This is a genomic window from Streptomyces toxytricini (assembly GCF_014649915.1).
GTDB lineage: Bacteria > Actinomycetota > Actinomycetes > Streptomycetales > Streptomycetaceae > Streptomyces > Streptomyces toxytricini.
This window is the reverse complement of sequence record NZ_BMTY01000023.1, coordinates 36,367-52,827: the sequence shown is the minus strand read 5'-3', so window position 1 is coordinate 52,827 and position 16,461 is coordinate 36,367. Positions and strand designations below refer to the sequence as shown.

The 16,461-nt window shown below is 77.8% G+C and carries 12 protein-coding genes; 10 read left to right on the top strand and 2 right to left on the bottom strand.

Features of this window, described 5'->3' with window-relative positions:
* The first annotated feature begins 91 nt into the window (after positions 1-91).
* Both IE170_RS26130 and IE170_RS26125 read left to right on the top strand, forming a co-directional pair.
* Complete coding sequence (locus IE170_RS26130) at positions 92-727, top strand: Pvc16 family protein (RefSeq protein ID WP_189811894.1); 636 nt, start codon at positions 92-94, stop codon at positions 725-727.
* On the top strand, positions 724-2,961 hold the full coding sequence (locus IE170_RS26125) for an ATP-binding protein (protein ID WP_189811893.1): 2,238 nt from the start codon (positions 724-726) through the stop codon (positions 2,959-2,961). The genes IE170_RS26130 and IE170_RS26125 overlap by 4 nt, the downstream gene beginning before the upstream one ends.
* 96 nt (positions 2,962-3,057) lie before the next feature.
* On the opposite strand, the gene IE170_RS33250 is transcribed toward IE170_RS26125, so the two are convergent.
* Entirely contained in the window at positions 3,058-4,650 is a 1,593-nt protein-coding gene (locus IE170_RS33250) for a peptidoglycan-binding domain-containing protein (RefSeq protein ID WP_189811892.1), read from the bottom strand.
* A gap of 122 nt (positions 4,651-4,772) precedes the next feature.
* The gene (locus IE170_RS26115) at positions 4,773-6,752 is read right to left on the bottom strand and encodes an AfsR/SARP family transcriptional regulator (protein ID WP_189811891.1); all 1,980 of its coding nucleotides are present in this window, start codon (positions 6,750-6,752) and stop codon (positions 4,773-4,775) included.
* 236 nt (positions 6,753-6,988) lie between these two features.
* On the opposite strand from IE170_RS26115, the gene IE170_RS26110 reads away from it, so the two are divergent.
* From IE170_RS26110 to IE170_RS26075, 8 genes are all read left to right on the top strand, one after another.
* Positions 6,989-8,641 (top strand): phage tail sheath family protein, encoded by a 1,653-nt coding sequence (locus IE170_RS26110; RefSeq protein ID WP_189811890.1) that lies wholly within the window; start codon positions 6,989-6,991, stop codon positions 8,639-8,641.
* A 57-nt stretch (positions 8,642-8,698) separates the two neighbouring features.
* Positions 8,699-9,142, top strand: a complete 444-nt coding sequence (locus tag IE170_RS26105) for a phage tail protein (protein WP_189811889.1) — start codon at positions 8,699-8,701, stop codon at positions 9,140-9,142.
* Positions 9,142-9,606: a hypothetical protein gene (locus IE170_RS26100; RefSeq protein ID WP_189811888.1), complete on the top strand. Its 465-nt coding sequence runs from the start codon at positions 9,142-9,144 to the stop codon at positions 9,604-9,606. Before IE170_RS26105 ends, IE170_RS26100 begins: the two co-directional genes overlap by 1 nt.
* Complete coding sequence (locus IE170_RS26095) at positions 9,603-9,755, top strand: hypothetical protein (RefSeq protein WP_194523962.1); 153 nt, start codon at positions 9,603-9,605, stop codon at positions 9,753-9,755. The genes IE170_RS26100 and IE170_RS26095 overlap by 4 nt, the downstream gene beginning before the upstream one ends.
* A gap of 2,839 nt (positions 9,756-12,594) precedes the next feature.
* The gene (locus IE170_RS26090; protein WP_189811887.1) at positions 12,595-13,374 is read left to right on the top strand and encodes a hypothetical protein; all 780 of its coding nucleotides are present in this window, start codon (positions 12,595-12,597) and stop codon (positions 13,372-13,374) included.
* Between the two features lie 45 nt (positions 13,375-13,419).
* A complete protein-coding gene (locus tag IE170_RS26085; protein ID WP_189811886.1) occupies positions 13,420-13,860 on the top strand; it encodes a phage tail protein in 441 nt (146 codons plus the stop codon).
* A gap of 1 nt (position 13,861) precedes the next feature.
* Positions 13,862-14,587, top strand: coding sequence for a CIS tube protein (locus IE170_RS26080; RefSeq protein WP_189811885.1), 726 nt, complete (start codon positions 13,862-13,864; stop codon positions 14,585-14,587).
* Positions 14,584-16,461 (top strand): VgrG-related protein, encoded by a 1,878-nt coding sequence (locus IE170_RS26075; protein ID WP_189811884.1) that lies wholly within the window; start codon positions 14,584-14,586, stop codon positions 16,459-16,461. Before IE170_RS26080 ends, IE170_RS26075 begins: the two co-directional genes overlap by 4 nt.

The window sequence follows — 16,461 nt, the reverse complement described above, 5'->3', positions numbered from 1 at the left end:
CGCACCCACCCCACCGCCCCGCACCCGATGGCCGGAACCGGTCGGCTGCCCGACGGCCGGGGACCCGCCCGTACCGAGGACACCACCACCCATGATCCATGAGATCGACGAGGCGCTGCGGCGCCTGCTGCGCCGCGGCGCACTGCCCGAAGGGGCCGGCGACATCGCCCTGGAGGCCCCCACCCGGGAGTGGGCGGCCCGCCGCACCGCCCCGACCGTCAGCGCCTACCTGTACGACATCCGCGAGGACGTCTCCCGGCGGGAGCGCGGGGCGTACGCCGAGCGCGACGCCCGGGGCGTCGTCGTGCAGCGGCGTCAGCCGGCCCGCTGGTTCCGGCTGTCCTACCTGCTGACCGCGTGGACGGCGCGGCCGGAGGACGAACACCGCATGCTGGCAGGGGTGTTGGCCGCGCTGCTGCCGTACGAGGCGCTGCCGCCCGAGGACGTGCCGGAGGCGATAGGGGCGTACCGGTCGTCCATCCCGCTGTCGGTGGGGGTGCCACCCTCCGACGGGCGGTCCACCGCGGACGTGTGGTCGGCGCTGGGCGGGGAGCTCAAGCCGTCCCTGGACGTGGTCATCGCCGTACCGTTCCCGGTGACGCCCGTCTATCCGGTGGGGCCGCCGGTCACGGAGGGCGCGGTCGTCACGGTACGCGGCAAGGACGGCCGGCCGGGCGACTCCCGGCCGAGGATGCTGCGTACGCAGGCGCGGGGGCGGGCCCGGTGAGCGCGGCGGCCGGGATCCTGCTGGAACGGCTGGCGCGGCTGCGGCGGGAGGCGGCCGGGCTGGTCGCGGCCCGGGCGGCGGACGACCCCACGGCGCACGACCCGCTGCGCGGGCTGTACGTGTCGTCGGAGACGGCCCTGCGGGCCGCCGCGGCCGGCCCGTACGCTCCGAGTGCTGCGCCCGGCGGCCCGGGAGACGTACGTGCGGACGCGGCTCCGGAATCGGACGCCGACGACGGTGCGGGCACCGGCGGCCCGGCCGACCCGGGCGGGCCGGACCGGCTGGGCGGTCTCGTCCGCGCCTTCGGGCTGTCGGCGCTGGACCTGCGGATCCTGCTCGCGGCGGCGGCGCCCGACGTCGACCGCCGGTTCGAGCCGCTGTACGGCTACCTCAACGACGACGTCGGCCGGCGCCGGGCCTCGGTGGCGCTCGCCCTGGAGCTGGCGGGGACGGGGCCGCACGCACCCCGGGCGCGGGCCCGCTTCCACGCGGCGGCGCCGCTCCTCGCCGGCGGACTCCTCCTCTTGGAGGACGAGGAGCGGCCGCTCCCGGGGCGGGCACTGCGCGTCCCGGAACGGGTCGTGGCCCACCTGCTCGGCGACGACGGACTCGACGCGCACCTCTGTGCGGCGGGGGTGGTCCTGCTGGAGCCGTCCGGAACGACGGCCCCGGCGGACGGAGCGGGCGCGGCCGATGAGGCGGACGCGACCGATGCGGCCGATGCGGCCGGTGCGGCGGAGGCGGCGGACGGCGGGGCCGGGCAGGGCGGTGCGGGCGATGCGATCGGCGGCGCCGTTGCGGGCCGGGCGGACCGGGCCGATCCGGCGGCCCTGGTGGCCCGCGCCGGCCGGCCCGTCACCGTCCACCTGCTCGACAGGCGCGGCGAGGGCGGTGCCGAGCGGGTCATCGCGGCGCTGCGGGCCGCGGGGCGCACCGTGCTGGTGCACCGGCCGCCGGCGGCCGCGGGTGCCGGGGACGGCGGTCCGGGGGGCGACGCCCCGCGGCTCGGGCCCCTGCTGCGGCGCGAGGCCCGGCTGCGCGGCCCGGGGACGGCCGTGGTCGTCGCGCCCGTCCCGGCGGAGCCGGGGCCGCTGATGCGGTCGGTCGCCGCGCCCGACACCACGACGGTGTTCGCGGGCCCGGACCCCTACGACCCGGACTGGGCTCCCGGGGTGCCCCTGATCCCCCTCGAAGGCGCCCGCCCGCACACCGCCGGGGCGCCCCGCGGGACGCACGGCGAGGCCGCGGCGCTGCTCGGGGCGGGGCCGGCCGGGGCCCTGGCCGCGTACCGGCTGAGCGGCGAGCAGCTCGCCGAGGTGGCCCGCACGGCCAGGGACCTCGCCGCGCTGGAGGGCGCGGAGCTCGCCGAACGCCACGTACGGCTCACCGCGCGCCGCCTGTCCGCCCCGCTGCTGGGGCGGCTGGCCCGGCGGGTGCGGCCGGCGGTCGGCTTCGCCGACCTGGTGCTGCCGCCCGCGGAGCGGGCCCGTGTCGCCGAGTTGGCGGCCCGCGCCCGGCACCGCGACGAGGTGCTGTCCGGTTGGCGCCTGCGCACCGGCGGTGGCCGCGGCCGCGGGGTGGTGGCCCTGTTCGCGGGGGCGTCGGGCACGGGGAAGACCCTCGCGGCGGAGGTGGTGGCGGGCGAACTCGGCCTCGACCTGTACGTGGTGGACCTGTCGTCGGTGGTCGACAAGTACGTCGGGGAGACGGAGAAGAACCTGGAGCGGATCTTCACCGAGGCGGACCGCACGGACGCGGTGCTGCTGTTCGACGAGGCGGACGCCGTGTTCGGGAAGCGGTCGGAGGTGCGCGGGTCGCACGACCGGTACGCGAACCTCGAAAGCGCGTACCTGCTGCAGCGGTTGGAGAGCTTCGACGGGATCGCCGTGCTGACGACGAACCTCCGGTCCAACGTGGACGAGGCGTTCACGCGGCGGCTGGACCTGGTGGTGGACTTCCCCTTCCCGGACGCGGCGCTGCGCGCCGACCTGTGGCGCAGCGCGCTGGCCGGGGCACCGACCGGGCAGGACGTGGCAGAGGAACTGCCGCGTGTGGCGGCCGAGTTCGAGCTGGCCGGCGGTTCGATCCGGGCGGCGGCGCTCACCGCCTGCTACGCGGCGCGCGGACGGGGCGGGGGTCCGGTGACGGCCGGGGACGTCCGCGAAGGCGCCCGCCGCGAGTACGTGAAGGCGGGCCGCCTGCTCCCCGGCACCTCGGCCCCCTGGCGGCCCTGACCGGCTTGCCGCGCCACCTCCCGCCCGGCCGCTGCCGGACGCCGGGCGGGAGGTGGCGGCCGCCGGCCCGTGCGGGCGGACCCGCCGTTCGTCCGTTCAGCGGCCGGGCCGGCCCGTGCCGTTGACGCTGCCGCCGAGCAGGGCGTTGATGGTGCGGCTGTCCGCGACGCCGGTGACCGGGAGCTGGACCTGCCGCTGGTACTGCTCCACTTTGGCCCGCATCTTCGCGTCGTACGGGGTCGCGGCGGCGTTGCGTCCGCCGGAGGTGAAGTAGTCGACGCCGAGCTGCGCGAACGCCCGGTCCGCCTGGAGGTCGGCGTCGGAGATGGTGGCCTGGCTCGCCCAGCGGAGGGCGGCGTCCAGCCGGGTGACGTCGAAGTTGCGTGAGCCCGACGTGAGTTGCCCGGCCGTGACGCCCTGCATCCACAGGGAGGCGAGGGTGGCGCGGCCCAGCGTGCCGAGCGGCTTGTCCGTGGCCGTGAGGGCGCGGGTGGTCTTTTCGTCGGCCATCACGGCCCGCTGGTAGCAGATCAGCGAGGTCTCGGTGGCCGCGTCGATGACGCCTTCGCGCCACTGGCCCTTCAGGGTGCACGGGTTGCCGCCGCCGAGGGCGGCGAGCCGGCGCTGCGCGTAGTGCACGACGACGTCGGGCTGGTATCCGGCCCGCCAGGGCGGACCCTGGGGGGCGGCGGCACCGCCCTGGTTGCCGGCGGCGGGCGGCGGGGCCGCTCCCCCGCCGCCCCCGCCACCGCCGCCGGAGCCCGCACCGGCGCCGGAGCCGCCGCCGGGGACGCCGGCTGCCGGGTCCCCGCCGACCGGGGCGCCGCCGCCGGGAACGGCCCCCGGGTCGGCGGGCGGCGGCGGGGCCGACGGCAGGGCGCCGTGGCTGCCGAGCGGGCTGGGCAGCGGGGCCCCCGCCTCGGTCTTCTTCTCCCCGGCTGCGGAGGCGACCTTCGGCGAGAACCCGAGCCACAGCACGACGGACGCAACGGCGGCCGCGGCCAGAACCCCGCCGACGGCGACGAGCCAGGCGGGCAGCACCGGCCGCTGCTCGAACTCCCCGTTCAGCTCCAGGGCCGCTGCGTCGCCGGAGCGCCGTACCGAAACGGTCATGCGGTGGGTCTCTGGCCCGCCCGTCCAGCGGGTCTCCTGGGGGGCGATCTCCAGTGCGACGAACGCCGCACGTCCCGGGGCCACTTGGACGTTGCCCGGGCGGACGTCGAAGGACAGCCGGCCGGACTCGTCGCGGGCGCCGACGGACGCGGTCAGCGGGGTGTTGCCGAGGTTGTCGACGGCGACGGCGGCCCGGCCGCGGAAGCGGGCGGCGATGCTCGGCGGCACGAGCTCGGCGCGGACCTCTGTGAACGGGGCGACCGTCACCCGGCCTTCCAGGACGTCCCGCACGGCGGGGTTCTCCCGCGGCTCGACCCGCACCCCGTACGCCGTGGGCCCGGCCGGGGCGTCGGGGGTGCGCGGCGGCGCGAAGGAGATCTCCGCCGACCCTTCGCTGCCCGGGTAGAGGCGGAGCGTGTCGGGCTCGATGCGGCTCCAGCCGGCCGGGTCGCCCACGATCGAGAGCCGGTATTCCTCCACCGTGTCGCCGGTGTTGCGCACCCGGAGCCGGGTGGTCGGCCGGCTGCCGGGGTCGACGGCCACGGCAGCCGGATCGAGAGCGGTCCACATCGTCATGCGGGAAGGCTAGGGCCGCGGGGGCGCCGTCCCCTGCCCGAAAGTCCCGCCCTGCGGGCACTCCTGCCCGTCCGCCCGGCACCCCCGCACGGCCTGGTCCCGGGGGGCGGGCGGCCCCGGAATCAGGCGGGGGTGAGGCGGTGGCGGGCGTAGGCGCGGACCAGGGGGTGGTAGCGGTAGCGGCCGGAGGCCGCGGGCCGCAGCAGTCCCGCGTCGACGATCGCCTCGATCAGGTCGGCGGCCTCGCCCTCGGGGACGGCGGCTCCGTCTGCTGCCGACCGCGCGGCGCCGTGCGGGCCGCCGCCGTTCAGGAGCGCGGCCGCGGCGGCGGGACCGAAGCCGTCGGGGGCGGTGACCGTCGCGCAGAGCATGCGAAGCGCCGCGGGGGCGAGGGTCGCGCAGCGGCGTCGGAAGGCGTCCTCGACGGACCGGCCGCCGGCCCGGAGCCGGGCGGTGAGGCCGCCGCCGTCGGGGGAGGCGAGGGCGGCCGCCGTCAGGTCGGGTTCCTGCCGCAGCCGTGTCCCGGCGAGGTGGAGGGCGAGCGGCAGCCCGGCGCACTGGCGGACGAGGTCCCGGACGGCGTCCGGCTCCTCCCGCAGCCGCCGCTCGCCCGCGGCCTCGCCGAGGACCAGGAGGGCCGCGTCGTCGTCGAGTTCGGGAACGTCGACGAGCCGGGCGCCGGGGACGACGAGCCCCCGTCCGGGCGCGGTGACGAGGGCCGCGCATCCCGGGGCGGCGGGCAGCAGGGGCAGCAGGCCTGCGGTGTCGGGGGCGTCGTCGAGGAGGACGAGGACGCGCCGGCCGTCGAGGAGGGAGCGGTAGAGCCCCGCGCGCGCATCGACGCCGTCGGGCAGGGACGCCGCGGGCACGCCGAGCGCGCCCAGCAGGTCGGCCAGCGCACGGGCACTGCCGCCGCCGAGGCCGGCGCGGAGCACCCCGTCCGGGAAGCGGGGCCCGGACCGGGCGGCCGCCCGGGCGGCGAGGGCCGTCTTGCCGATGCCGGGCATGCCGGTGAGTACGGCGACGGGGACGCCGGAACCGGTGCCCGCCAGCACCTCGTCGAGCAGGGCGGTCTCCGCCGCCCGACCGGCGAAGCACCCGTCCGCCGGGCCGGGCCCGGGGGACGGCCGGTCCGTGTCGTACGGCGCCGCGGGCGCGTCCGGCGCGGGCCGGCCGGGGTCGCAGCCGCAGGCCTGTGCGTCGCTCCGCGCCCCGGCTCCGGCGGACGCGGGACGCACCGCTGCCCGCGGCGGCGGGCCCGGCGGCCGGGGCAGGGGCACGGGTGCGGCGGGGGTGGTGAGGCGGCGGTGGAGGGCGGCGAGCTCGGCGCCGGGCCCGGTGCCGAGTTCGCGCGCGAGGGTGTCGCAGGTGGCCCCGTACACGGCGAGCGCCTCGCCGGAGCGGCCCGCCCGGTGCAGGGCGAGCATGAGGAGCGCCTGGGCGCGTTCGCGCAGGGGGTGTTCGGCGGCGAAGGCGCGCAGGTCGGCGACGGCCGCGGTGTCCCGGTCCAGACCGAGTTCCAGAGCGCCGTGGAAGTGGTCCTCGCGGGCGGTCAGCCACATCTCGGTGAGCCGGTCGCGCTGGGTCTCGGCGTGCGGGCCGGGCAGTCCGGCGAGCGGGGTGCCCGCCCACAGCGCGAGCGCCTCGCCGAGCGTGCGGTACGCGTCCCCGGTCGCGCCGGCCGTGCGCAGCCGGGCGGCTTCCGCGATGCCGCGCTCGAACTCGGCGATGTCGAGGAAGGGGTCGCGGAGGCGGAGCGCGTAGCCGTCGGAGGCGGAGACGAGGAGGCGGGCGGGGGCGCGGGAGGGCCGTTCGGGCTCGAAGAGGGTGCGCAGCCGGGACACGTACGTGCGGAGGGTGCCGACGGCGCGCGGCGGCGGCCGCTCCCCCCACAGCGCGCCGAGGAGGTCGGCCATGGGGGCGGGGCGGCCTCGGCGGAGCAGGAGCACGGCCAGCAGGGCCCGCTGCTGGTTGGGGCCGAGGCCGAGCGGGGTCCCGTCGGCGGCGTGCGCGGTCATGGGGCCGAGCATCCTGAAGCGGAGCCCGGGCAGGCCCCCGGCCCCGCCGATGCCGCTGCCGTCCGCGCCGCCGTACGCCCCCACGAATCGCCCCTCTTCCCCTGGATCTGCGCGTTCCCCCCGAAGGGGAACGTTACTGCGGGTTCGGGCGCGGCCGGTGTCCGGGCGGGAAGGCGGGGCTGCCCCCGAAGCGGTCCGGCTGGTCCTCCCGTGCGGGTGCCCGGTTCGGCGATGGTCGGTCCGACCAGCGGATACGGCCGCGCCGCGGGCGGTACGCCGTCCCGGCACGCCGCCCGATCAGCAGCAAGGAGCAGCTTCCCGTGCCGAACTACCTCTCCCCCGGCGTGTACGTCGAGGAAGTCGCCAGCGGTTCCCGGCCCATAGAGGGCGTGGGCACGTCCGTCGCGGCGTTCGTCGGGCTCGCTCCGTGCGGACCGCTGAACGACCCGACCCTGGTGACCAACTGGTCCCAGTACGTCGCGGAGTTCGGCGACTTCACCGACGGCTGCCACCTGGCGCACGCCGTGTACGGGTTCTTCAACAACGGCGGCACGGCCGCGTACGTGGTGCGGGTCGGCGGCGGCGCCGACCTGGCGGCCGCGGCCGCGGCACCGTCCACCGTCCCGGCCGCGGCGGTCGGGCGTGCGGCGGCGGTGCCGGAGGAGGGCGCGGCCGGCGAGTCCGCCGTCCTCGGGTCGTTCAAGGTGGCTGCCCTGGCGGCGGCGCCGTCCGGCACCGGCCCGCTCACCGTCGAGGTGCAGGACGCCGACGGCGGCGGCGAGGGCTCCGCGGGCGGCTCCGGCGGCGCGGACCGGTTCAGGCTGCTGGTCAAGGACGGGGACGCGGTCGTCGAGGAGTTCGACGTCAGCGCCCGCAAGTCCGCGCGGAACTACGTGGTCACGCAGGTCCGCCAGCGGTCCAAGACCATCACGGTGGAGGAGGCCGTCCCGGGGACCTCTCCCGCGCGCCCTGAGGTGCAGTCGCTGGTGCTGGCGCCGCCGCCCGCCGCCGCGCCCGCGGCCGTGCCGGCCGCCGCACCCGTGCCGGCTGCCGCCGGGACGGGCCTGGACTCGGGGCGGTTCCTCGGCGACTCGGCCGACCGCACCGGCTTCGGCGGCCTGGAGGCCCTCGACGAGATCACCATGGTCGCCGCGCCCGACCTGATGGCCGCGTACCGGCGGGGCCTGCTGGACCTCGAACAGGTCAAGGCGGTACAGCTCGGCATGGTCGCGCACTGCGAGCTGATGGGCGACCGGATGGCCCTGCTCGACCCGCCGCCCGGCCTGAACGCCCGGGACGTCCGCAAGTGGCGCATGGAGGTGGCGGGCTACGACTCCCGGTACGCGGCCCTCTACTACCCGTGGATCAAGGTGTTCGACCCGTCCACCGGCCAGGCCGAAGTGGTGCCGCCGTCCGGGCACATGGCCGGCGTGTGGGCCCGCAACGACGCCGAGCGCGGCGTCCACAAGGCTCCCGCCAACGAGATCGTGCGCGGCGCGGTCGACCTGGAACTCCAGATCACCCGCGGCGAGCAGGACCTCCTCAACCCGGTCGGCGTGAACTGCATCCGCGCCTTCCCGGGCCGCGGCATCCGCGTGTGGGGGGCGCGCACGCTGGCCTCGGACCCGGCGTGGCGCTACCTGAACGTGCGGCGCTACTTCAACTACCTGGAGGAGTCGATCCTCGTCGGCACCCAGTGGGTGGTGTTCGAGCCGAACGACCAGGCGCTGTGGGCGCGGATCCGGCGCAACATCTCCGCGTTCCTCGTCAACGAATGGCGCACGGGAGCGCTCTTCGGGCAGCGGCCCGAGGACGCGTTCTACGTGAAGTGCGACGAGGAGACCAACCCGCCGGAGTCCGTCGACCTGGGCCGGGTCGTCTGCGAGATCGGCATCGCGCCGGTCAAGCCGGCCGAGTTCGTGGTGTTCCGGCTGGCGCAGTTCTCCGGCGGGGGCGGGGAGCTGGAGGAGTAACCGCCGCCGCCCCCGCAGCCCCACCCCCGACCCGACCCGTACAAGGAGCAGCTCCCCATGTCCCTTCAGCCCGGTGACGCGCTCACCTCGCACAATTTCGGCCTCCAGATCGACGGCGTGATGGTCGAGTTCCTGCAGGAGGTCAGCAGCCTGTCGATGGAGCAGGACGTCATCGAGTACCAGCAGGTCTCGGCGGACGGCAAGCCCATCACCAAGAAGCTCCCCGGCGTGCAGAAGGCCGGCCAGTGCCAGGTGACCCGCGGTGCGACGCAGTCCATGGCGTTCACCGAGTGGATCAAGTCGTCGATCTCCGGCGACATGGGCTCGGCCCGGAAGAACGCGACGATCATCATGATGGACTACCAGGAGAACCCGGTCCGCCGGTACAACCTGCGCAACGCATGGTGCTCCAAGGTGGAGGTGAGCTCGGTGAAGGCGGGCGCCGCGTCGGCGCTCACCGAGCAGGTCACCATCACCTTCGAAGAGCTGGTCATCGAATAATGCGGCGCCAGGGACCGGGTCTCGCGGCGCAGAGCGCCCCGCCGCCGGCGGCACCGGCCGACGGCGGCGGTGCCCCCGCCGGCGTACGCGAACCCCTGCGAACGGAGTTCGAGTTCGAGCTGCCGCGCGGCTACGTCGACGAGTCCGGGGCGGTGCACCGCACCGGTGCCATGCGGCTGGCGACGGCCCGCGACGAGCTGCTGCCGCTGCGGGACGTGCGGGTCCGTGAGAACCCGGCGTACCTGTCGGTGGTCCTGCTGGGCAGGGTGATCACCCGGCTGGGAACGCTGGCGGTGGTCCACGACGGGACGGTGGAGAACATGTTCGCCTCCGACCTGGCCTTCCTCCAGGACTTCTACCGGCGGATCAACGCCGAGGGCCACACGCGGGCCGCGGTCTCCTGCCCGCACTGCGAGGGGGCGTTCGAGGTCGAACTGGCGGGGAGCCGCCTGGGGGAATCGTGACGCACGCGGCCGACGTGCTCCACGAGGAGGCCGCGTACCTCGCCTACCACCTGCACTGGGACCTGGACGCGATCCTCGACCTGGAGCACGCGGACCGGCAGGCGTACGTGCGGCGGGTGGCGGATCTGGTGCAGGAGTCGGCGCCGTGACCGGACGGGCTGCACCGGGCTGAACGGACGGAAAGGGAAGGAGACGAGGACGATGGGCCTGTTCACGCGGCTCCGGCGCGGCCGCCGGGCGGACGCGGTGCCGGCGGCGGCCGAAGCGGCCGACGCGGCCGACGCGGCCGACGCGGCGGTGCCGCCGGCTCCGCCCGAGGGCGGCTGGGCCACGGTGCAGCCGGTCCAGCGGGTGCTGGGCGCTCCGCGGCTGACCGCCGAGCGGGAGTTCGCCGCGTCCCTGACGACCCGGCAGCCGCTGCTGTTCACGGGCGGGCTGGGCCACGAGGTGTCCGCTTCGGCCCCGTCGGGCCTCGTCCGCGACGCCCTCACCCCGGCCCCCGCATCCGCCCCGAACCCGGCGCGCCCTGCGGCGCCCGTCCTCCGCCCGGCAGGTCTCCCCGGCCCCGAAGCCCCCGGCCGGCCCCCGGCGACCGCGGACGCTGCGCATACCCGCACGCCGGTCCAGCGGTCGGCTCCGGTGCCCGCGCCCGGCACGTCCGCTGCGGACGCCGCGCCGGCAGCCGCGCCGACGACCGGCGCACGCCCCGCCCCCTCCCCCGCCCCGGCTGCCGCGACCGGCCGCCACACGGCCGCGTCAGCCGCCACACCCGCACAGCGCTCCACAGCCGCGCCGGATGGCCATACCGCTTCGAGGGGCGCATCCGCAGCGCCGGCGGACGCCCACGCGGAGCCCGCACCGGCCCCGCCCGGGACCGGCCGGCGGACGCCGACGCCGACGCCGGCCGTACCGCTCCAGCAGTCCGCGACCGGCTCGGCGGCACCGGCTGTCCCGGGCACCCGCCCGGCTGCACCGACCGCCACGTCGGGGCGCGGATCCGCGGCTCCGGCGCTGCCCGCGGCCTACCGTCCGGTGCCCGTACCGGACGCACCCGTCCAGCGGACCACGACGGCCCCGGGCGCTTCGGCCTCCGCGCCCACGACCCCCTCCGCCACAGAGCCCACCACCCCGGCCCGAGAGGCCGCACCCCCGGCCCGGCCCGCGTCCGGCAGCCCCACGCCCGCGGCGGCCCCGACGGGCCCCGGAGCTGCGGCGGCAACCGCACCCGATGCCGGCCACCGGGCGCCTGCACCGGACGTGACGGCGCAGCGGGCGACGACCGGCGCGGCGGAGCACGCCCCTCCGCGCATGGACCCCGCCCACAGCCCGGCAGCACCGGTCCTGCCCGCGCCCGGCCACACGACGCCGACACCGCTTCAGCGGGCCGCGGACGAGCCCGCGCCGCCGGTCCGCACCCCGCGCACGGCCGCCTCCGCAGTCCCCGGGAACACCCCGGGGCGCGGCGCCGAGGCGCCGAGCGGGCCCCTTGCCGGCCGCCCGGCGCCCGTGTCGGCCGTACCGCTCCAGCGGTCCACGGACGGCCGGGCGGCGCCGCCTTCCCCGGGCACGGCCCCTCCCGCCGCGCCGCACACGACGTCGGGGCGCGGAACGCCGTCGCCGGTCCCGCGTGCAGCCGGCCGGCCGGGGACCGCGCCGGATGCAGCACCGCAACGGTCCGCCACCGAGGGGGGGTCGGCCGCTCCGCGTACGGGTTCCCCCGCATCCCGACCGGCCACCGCGTCCTCCGCGGGGCCGCGTTCGACGATTCCGCGGGTCCAGCCGTCCGCGGCCGCGCAGGAGGGACCGGCCCCCGCGGCACCGGCCGCCGCCCGGCACGGCCACGGTTCCGTGGCCCCTGCCGGGCCGTCGGACGCGCCCGTGCACCGGGCCGTCTCGCCCGGATCCGATGCGCCGGGCCTGCCCTCGGCCGGAACCCTGCACGGTTCGTCCGCCGGCGAGGCAGCAGGACCGGCCCGCGCCTCCCGGGGCGGGTCCGTACAGCGGGTCGAGTCCCGGGCGGACGCGGGCCCGGCGGGCATCCCTGCGCCGACGGGCGGCACCCGACCCGCCGGAGTGCCAGCCGTCGGCCTGCCCTCGGCCGGGCCGGGCGTCCCGGCACCGAACGCGCCCGGGACCCGTCCGGTCAACACCTCGGTGACTGCGTCCGTCCGGCGGCGCGCGGACGACCCGTCGGCGAACGCGATGCCTCCGGGCAGCGCCGCAGCGTCCCAAGGCGGCGGATCTGCGGCGGCGTTCCGGCCGATCGCCGCGCTCGGGGGCCCTGCGGCGGCTCGTGCCTCCGGGGAGGCGGTGCCCGGGGCCGCCGCCGGTGCGCCCGCCCGGCGGCGCGCGGACGCGGCGCCGGAGGCCGTTCCCCCCGGCAACACCCCAGCGCCCCGAGGCAGCGGGCCTGATCCCGCATCCCTGCCGACCGCCCCACTCCACGGCCCGGACACGCCCCCCGCCTCCGGCCGGGCAGTGCACGGCGTGCCGGCAGCGGCGGCCACGGCAGCCGGAGCGCCCATACAGCGGCGTTCGGACGCATCACCGGCGGACGCCGTGCCTCCCGGCGGCGCCCCCGTGCCCCGGACTGCCGCGGGTCCGCAGCCGACCACCCCACTCCACGGCCCGGACACACCCCCCGCCCCCGGCCGGGCAGCGCCCGGTGTGCCGGCAGCGGCGGCCGCTGCGGACGGTGCGCGCGTCGGGCGGCGCACGCACGACGTGCCCGCGGGCGGCCTGCCCGTCGTGCAGGCCGTGGTGCCGCTGGTGGGCGGGGTCTCCCTGCCCGTCGCGCGGAGTGGGGCCGGCGCGGGGCGCGGGGGGCTGCTGTCCGCGCCGCGGCCTGCGGTGCCGTCGCGGACGGTATGGCCCGTCGGGGGCCGCGCTGCCGTCCCCGCGGCCTCCGCCTCCCCAAGCCACGCTGCCGGGGCGGCCGTTCCTCCCGTGCAGGGAGACACAGTCTCCCCCGTACCCGCCATTTCCCCCGTGGCGGGTACGGGGGGCCGCCGTCCGGTCGTCCGGCGTGTGCAGCGGGCCGCCGCGGACGGTGTGCGGCGGCCGCTGATCGGCGCGCCGATCGGCTCCTCTGCGACGCCGCCGGCGAAGTCCCCCGCGGCGCCCGCACCGGCCCCGCTCGGCGCGCCCGGCTCCGCCACCGCCGCCGCAACCTCCGCCGCGGCGGCGGGCGCTGCGGCCGCGCCCGCCGCGCGGCTGCCCTCCGTGCGGGTGGCCGGGCCGCGGGCGGCCGCCGCCGCGCCGCTGCCTTTGGCGTCCGGACGGCCGCTCGTTCCTGCCGGGCCGGGCATCGACGGGCCTGCCGTGGTGCCCGGCGGGGCCGGGCCCGTGGTGCTGCGGCGCCCGGCCCCGGCGCCCGACGGGGCGTCAGCGGTGCCGGTGGCGTCGCTCGGCCCGCGCGGTGTGCGCAACGGCTCCGCGGCATCCGCCGCCCCACCCGCGGCCGCCGCGGCGGCCCGGCCGGTGCCGGTGCCGGTGCAGCGGGCCGTGCCGGCCGGACCACCGCCCGGTCCGGCTCCCGCCCCGGCCCCTACCCCGGTTCCCGTGGTCCCGGCCCCGCCCGCGCCCCCTGCGCCGCGCCCCGGGCCTCCGCCCGCCCCGCCCGCGGCAGCCCTGCCGGCCGGTCCGGCCGCCGCCCCGCAGGCGGAGCTCGATGCGCTCGCGCGCCACCTGGTCGCCCCGATCTCGCGGCTGCTGCGCGCCGAACTCCGCGGCGACCGCGAGCGGTTGGGCCGCCTCCGCGACCGCTGACCGCCGACCAACGCCCGCCCACCCGACATCAGACAGAGAGCCCCCATGCCGCCCACGCCCCCCGACGCCGGATCCACGGTCTTCTTCAAACTCACCATCGACGGCCTGAACCTCGGCTTGTTCAACGGCTGCGACGGGCTGTCCTCCCAGGTCGAGATCGAGCAGCACCAGGAGGGCGGGAACAACGGCTTCGTCTGGCAGCTGCCCACCCGCGTCGTCTTCCCGACCATCCGCCTCACCCGCCCCCTCACCGCCGAGACGGCCCGGGTCGCCGCCTGGATCTCGTCGATCTCCACCGGCATCACCCGCCCCACCGCGCAGATCGCCGCGCTGCGCGCCGACGGCTCGGTCGTCGCACAGTGGGGCCTGGTCGAGGTGCTCCCGGTTAGCTGGACGGGGCCGACGCTCGACGCGTCACGCCCGGCCGTCGCGACGGAGACGCTGGAGATCGCCCACCACGGCTTCACCGACGCGGGGGGTGTCTGAGGTGGCGGCCCCCACCGGCGGCCGGGCCGCCGCCGGGCTGGCGCGGGCCTCGCTGGCCGTCCGCCAGCCGCCCGCCCGCCTCGGCGGCAGTCCGGGCGGCCTGATCGGCCAGGCGGACTTCCACTTCAACCCGCGCCAGCTCCAGCTGTCCCGTGCCGCGCACTGGCGTACGGAGCCCGCGGTCGCCTACACCCGAGGCGCCCCGCCCAAGTTCACCGGGGTCGAGCCGGCGCAGCTGCGCGTCGACCTCTTCCTGGACGCCTCCGGCACGCCCGGCGCGGACACCGTCCGCAAGCAGGTCGAGCTGCTGCTGTCGTGCTGCGAGGTGACGGAGCAGAGCGCCGCATCGCAGGCGCCGTCCCCGCCGTGGGTGACGTTCTCGTGGGGCTCCTTCAGCACCGTCCAGTTCACGGCGTGCGTGACGCAGGCCAGCGCCACCTACACGCTGTTCAGCCCGAACGGCACGCCGCTGCGGGCGACGTGCTCGCTGTCGCTCACCGAGATCCCGCAGGCCGTGAAGCGCCAGAACCCCACCTCGGGCGCGCTGTCCGCGCGCCGCGTCCACCGTACCGTCGCCGGGGACACCCTGGCGTCCGTGGCGTGGCGCGAGTACGGCGACCCGACCGCCTGGCGGGTGATCGCCGAGGCCAACGGCATCGACGACCCGATGCGGCTGCGGCCCGGCACCGAACTGCTGCTGCCCGCCGGATCGGAGCGCGCCGCATGAGCGAGGACACGTACACCACCCTCCTGCACGTCCGGTTGGGCGGGGCGGTGCTGCCCGACCCGCTCGCCGCGCTCCTCACGGAGGGCTGGGTCGACGCGAGCGTGAACGTCCCCTCCGCCTTCCAGCTCGTCTTCACCGACGGCGACAGCTCCCTCACGCAGCTCTACCCGCAGCTGGCCGTCGGCGCGAAGGCGGTGATCAGCCCGTTCGCGGACGGCGTCCGCGGCACCCCGCTGATCACCGGCGAGGTCACGGCCGTGGAGGTCGACACCGAGCCGGGTGCGGGCCGTCGGCTGGTGCTGCGCGGCTACGACCCCGGGCACCGGCTGCTGCGCAACCGCCGGGTCGCCGGCTACCCGCAGATGACGGCGTCGGACATCGTGCGCAAGATCGCCGCGCAGTGCGGGCTCGCCCTCGGCCGGGTCGACGCCACGCCGACCGTGTACGAGCTGGCGACGCAGCCCAACATCACGGACTGGGACTACCTGTCGCGCCTCGCCGCGGAGAACGACGTCCGCCTGTCCTTCGACCCGGACGGCCGGCTGGAGTTCGCGGCGCTGCGCCCTGCGTCGGGGGCGCCCGCGGACACCACGCCGGCGCTGCAGAGCCCCTACGTGCTGGAGTTCGGGCACAACGTGCTGCAGAGCCGTATCGCCCTGACCTCGGCCGGGCAGGTGGACCGGGTGACGGTCCGCGGCTGGGACATGCTGGCCAAGCGGCCGCTGGCCGCGCCGGCGCCCGCCGGGAGCAGCCCGGACGTGCTGGCGGACCTGTCGGCGGAGCAGCTCGCCGCGCCGTTCGGGCGGGCGGAGCTGGACGCGACGCGCACCCCGTACACGGCCCCGTCGGAGGTGGCGCACGCGGCGCGGGCCCTCGCGGACGACGTGGCGGGCTCCTTCGCGGAGCTGGAGGTCGCGGTGACCGGCAATCCGGGGCTGCTGCCGGGGCGGCCGGTCGCGGTGAAGGGCGCCGGGTTCCCGTTCGAGGGGAAGTACACGGCGACCGGTGTCCGGCACGTCTTCGCGTCGGGCCGCCCCTACGTCACGTGGCTGACCGTGTCGGGGCGGCAGTTCCGGTCCCTGTACGGGCTCGCCTCGGGCGGCGCGGACGGCGGCGACGGCGGCTCCGGCGGCGGGGCGGCGGCCGCGCTGCCCGGGGTGGCGGTGGCCCTGGTGACGAACGTGAAGGACCCGCTGGGTCTGGGCCGGGTGCGGCTGCGCTTCCCCTGGCTGTCGGACACGTACGAGAGCGGCTGGTGCCGGGTCGCCCAGTTCGGCGGGACGGGCGGGGGCGGGCTGCTGCTGCCCGACGTCAACGACGAGGTGCTGTGCGCCTTCGACCGCGGCTCCCTGGAGCACCCGTACGTCCTGGCCGGCCTGTACAACGGGGTGGACCGGGCGACGCCCGAGCCCGACGGCATCGCCGTGGTCGACCCGACCGGCGGGAAGGTCAACTGGCGTTCCCTGACGGCCCGCAGCGGGCACACCGTGGAGCTGCTGGAACGCTCGGGCGCTGCCCGCGCGCAGAGCGGCATCCGGCTGGGCACGGGCGACGGGGCGCTGACGGTCCGCCTGGACGAGGCCCGTACGGAGCTGACGATCACCAGCGACGGCACGGTCGTGATCCGGGGCGCCCGCGGGGTGGCGGTGGAGTCGGGTGGCGACCTGGCGCTGTCCGCGACGGGTGAGCTGAAGCTGAGCGGCGGGACGGGCCTCGTGCTGGAGTCGGGGCGCGGGGTCGACGTGCGGGCCCGGGTCGGGATGGACGTGCAGACCCCCGGCCGGGTCGGGATCCAGGCCCTCGGCAACGTCGGGATCACGGCGGCGGCGGTCACCCTCACGGGCGTGACGACCCGCAACGGCGTGCCCTTCTGA

Bases quoted from the DNA above. Each gene is read 5' to 3' on its own strand.
- IE170_RS33250 (WP_189811892.1), bottom strand. From the start codon at position 4,650: ATGACGATGTGGACCGCTCTCGATCCGGCTGCCGTGGCCGTCGACCCC.
- IE170_RS26130 (WP_189811894.1), top strand. From the start codon at position 92: ATGATCCATGAGATCGACGAGGCGCTGCGGCGCCTGCTGCGCCGCGGC.
- IE170_RS26100 (WP_189811888.1), top strand. From the start codon at position 9,142: ATGCGGCGCCAGGGACCGGGTCTCGCGGCGCAGAGCGCCCCGCCGCCG.
- IE170_RS26085 (WP_189811886.1), top strand. From the start codon at position 13,420: ATGCCGCCCACGCCCCCCGACGCCGGATCCACGGTCTTCTTCAAACTC.
- IE170_RS26105 (WP_189811889.1), top strand. From the start codon at position 8,699: ATGTCCCTTCAGCCCGGTGACGCGCTCACCTCGCACAATTTCGGCCTC.
- IE170_RS26075 (WP_189811884.1), top strand. From the start codon at position 14,584: ATGAGCGAGGACACGTACACCACCCTCCTGCACGTCCGGTTGGGCGGG.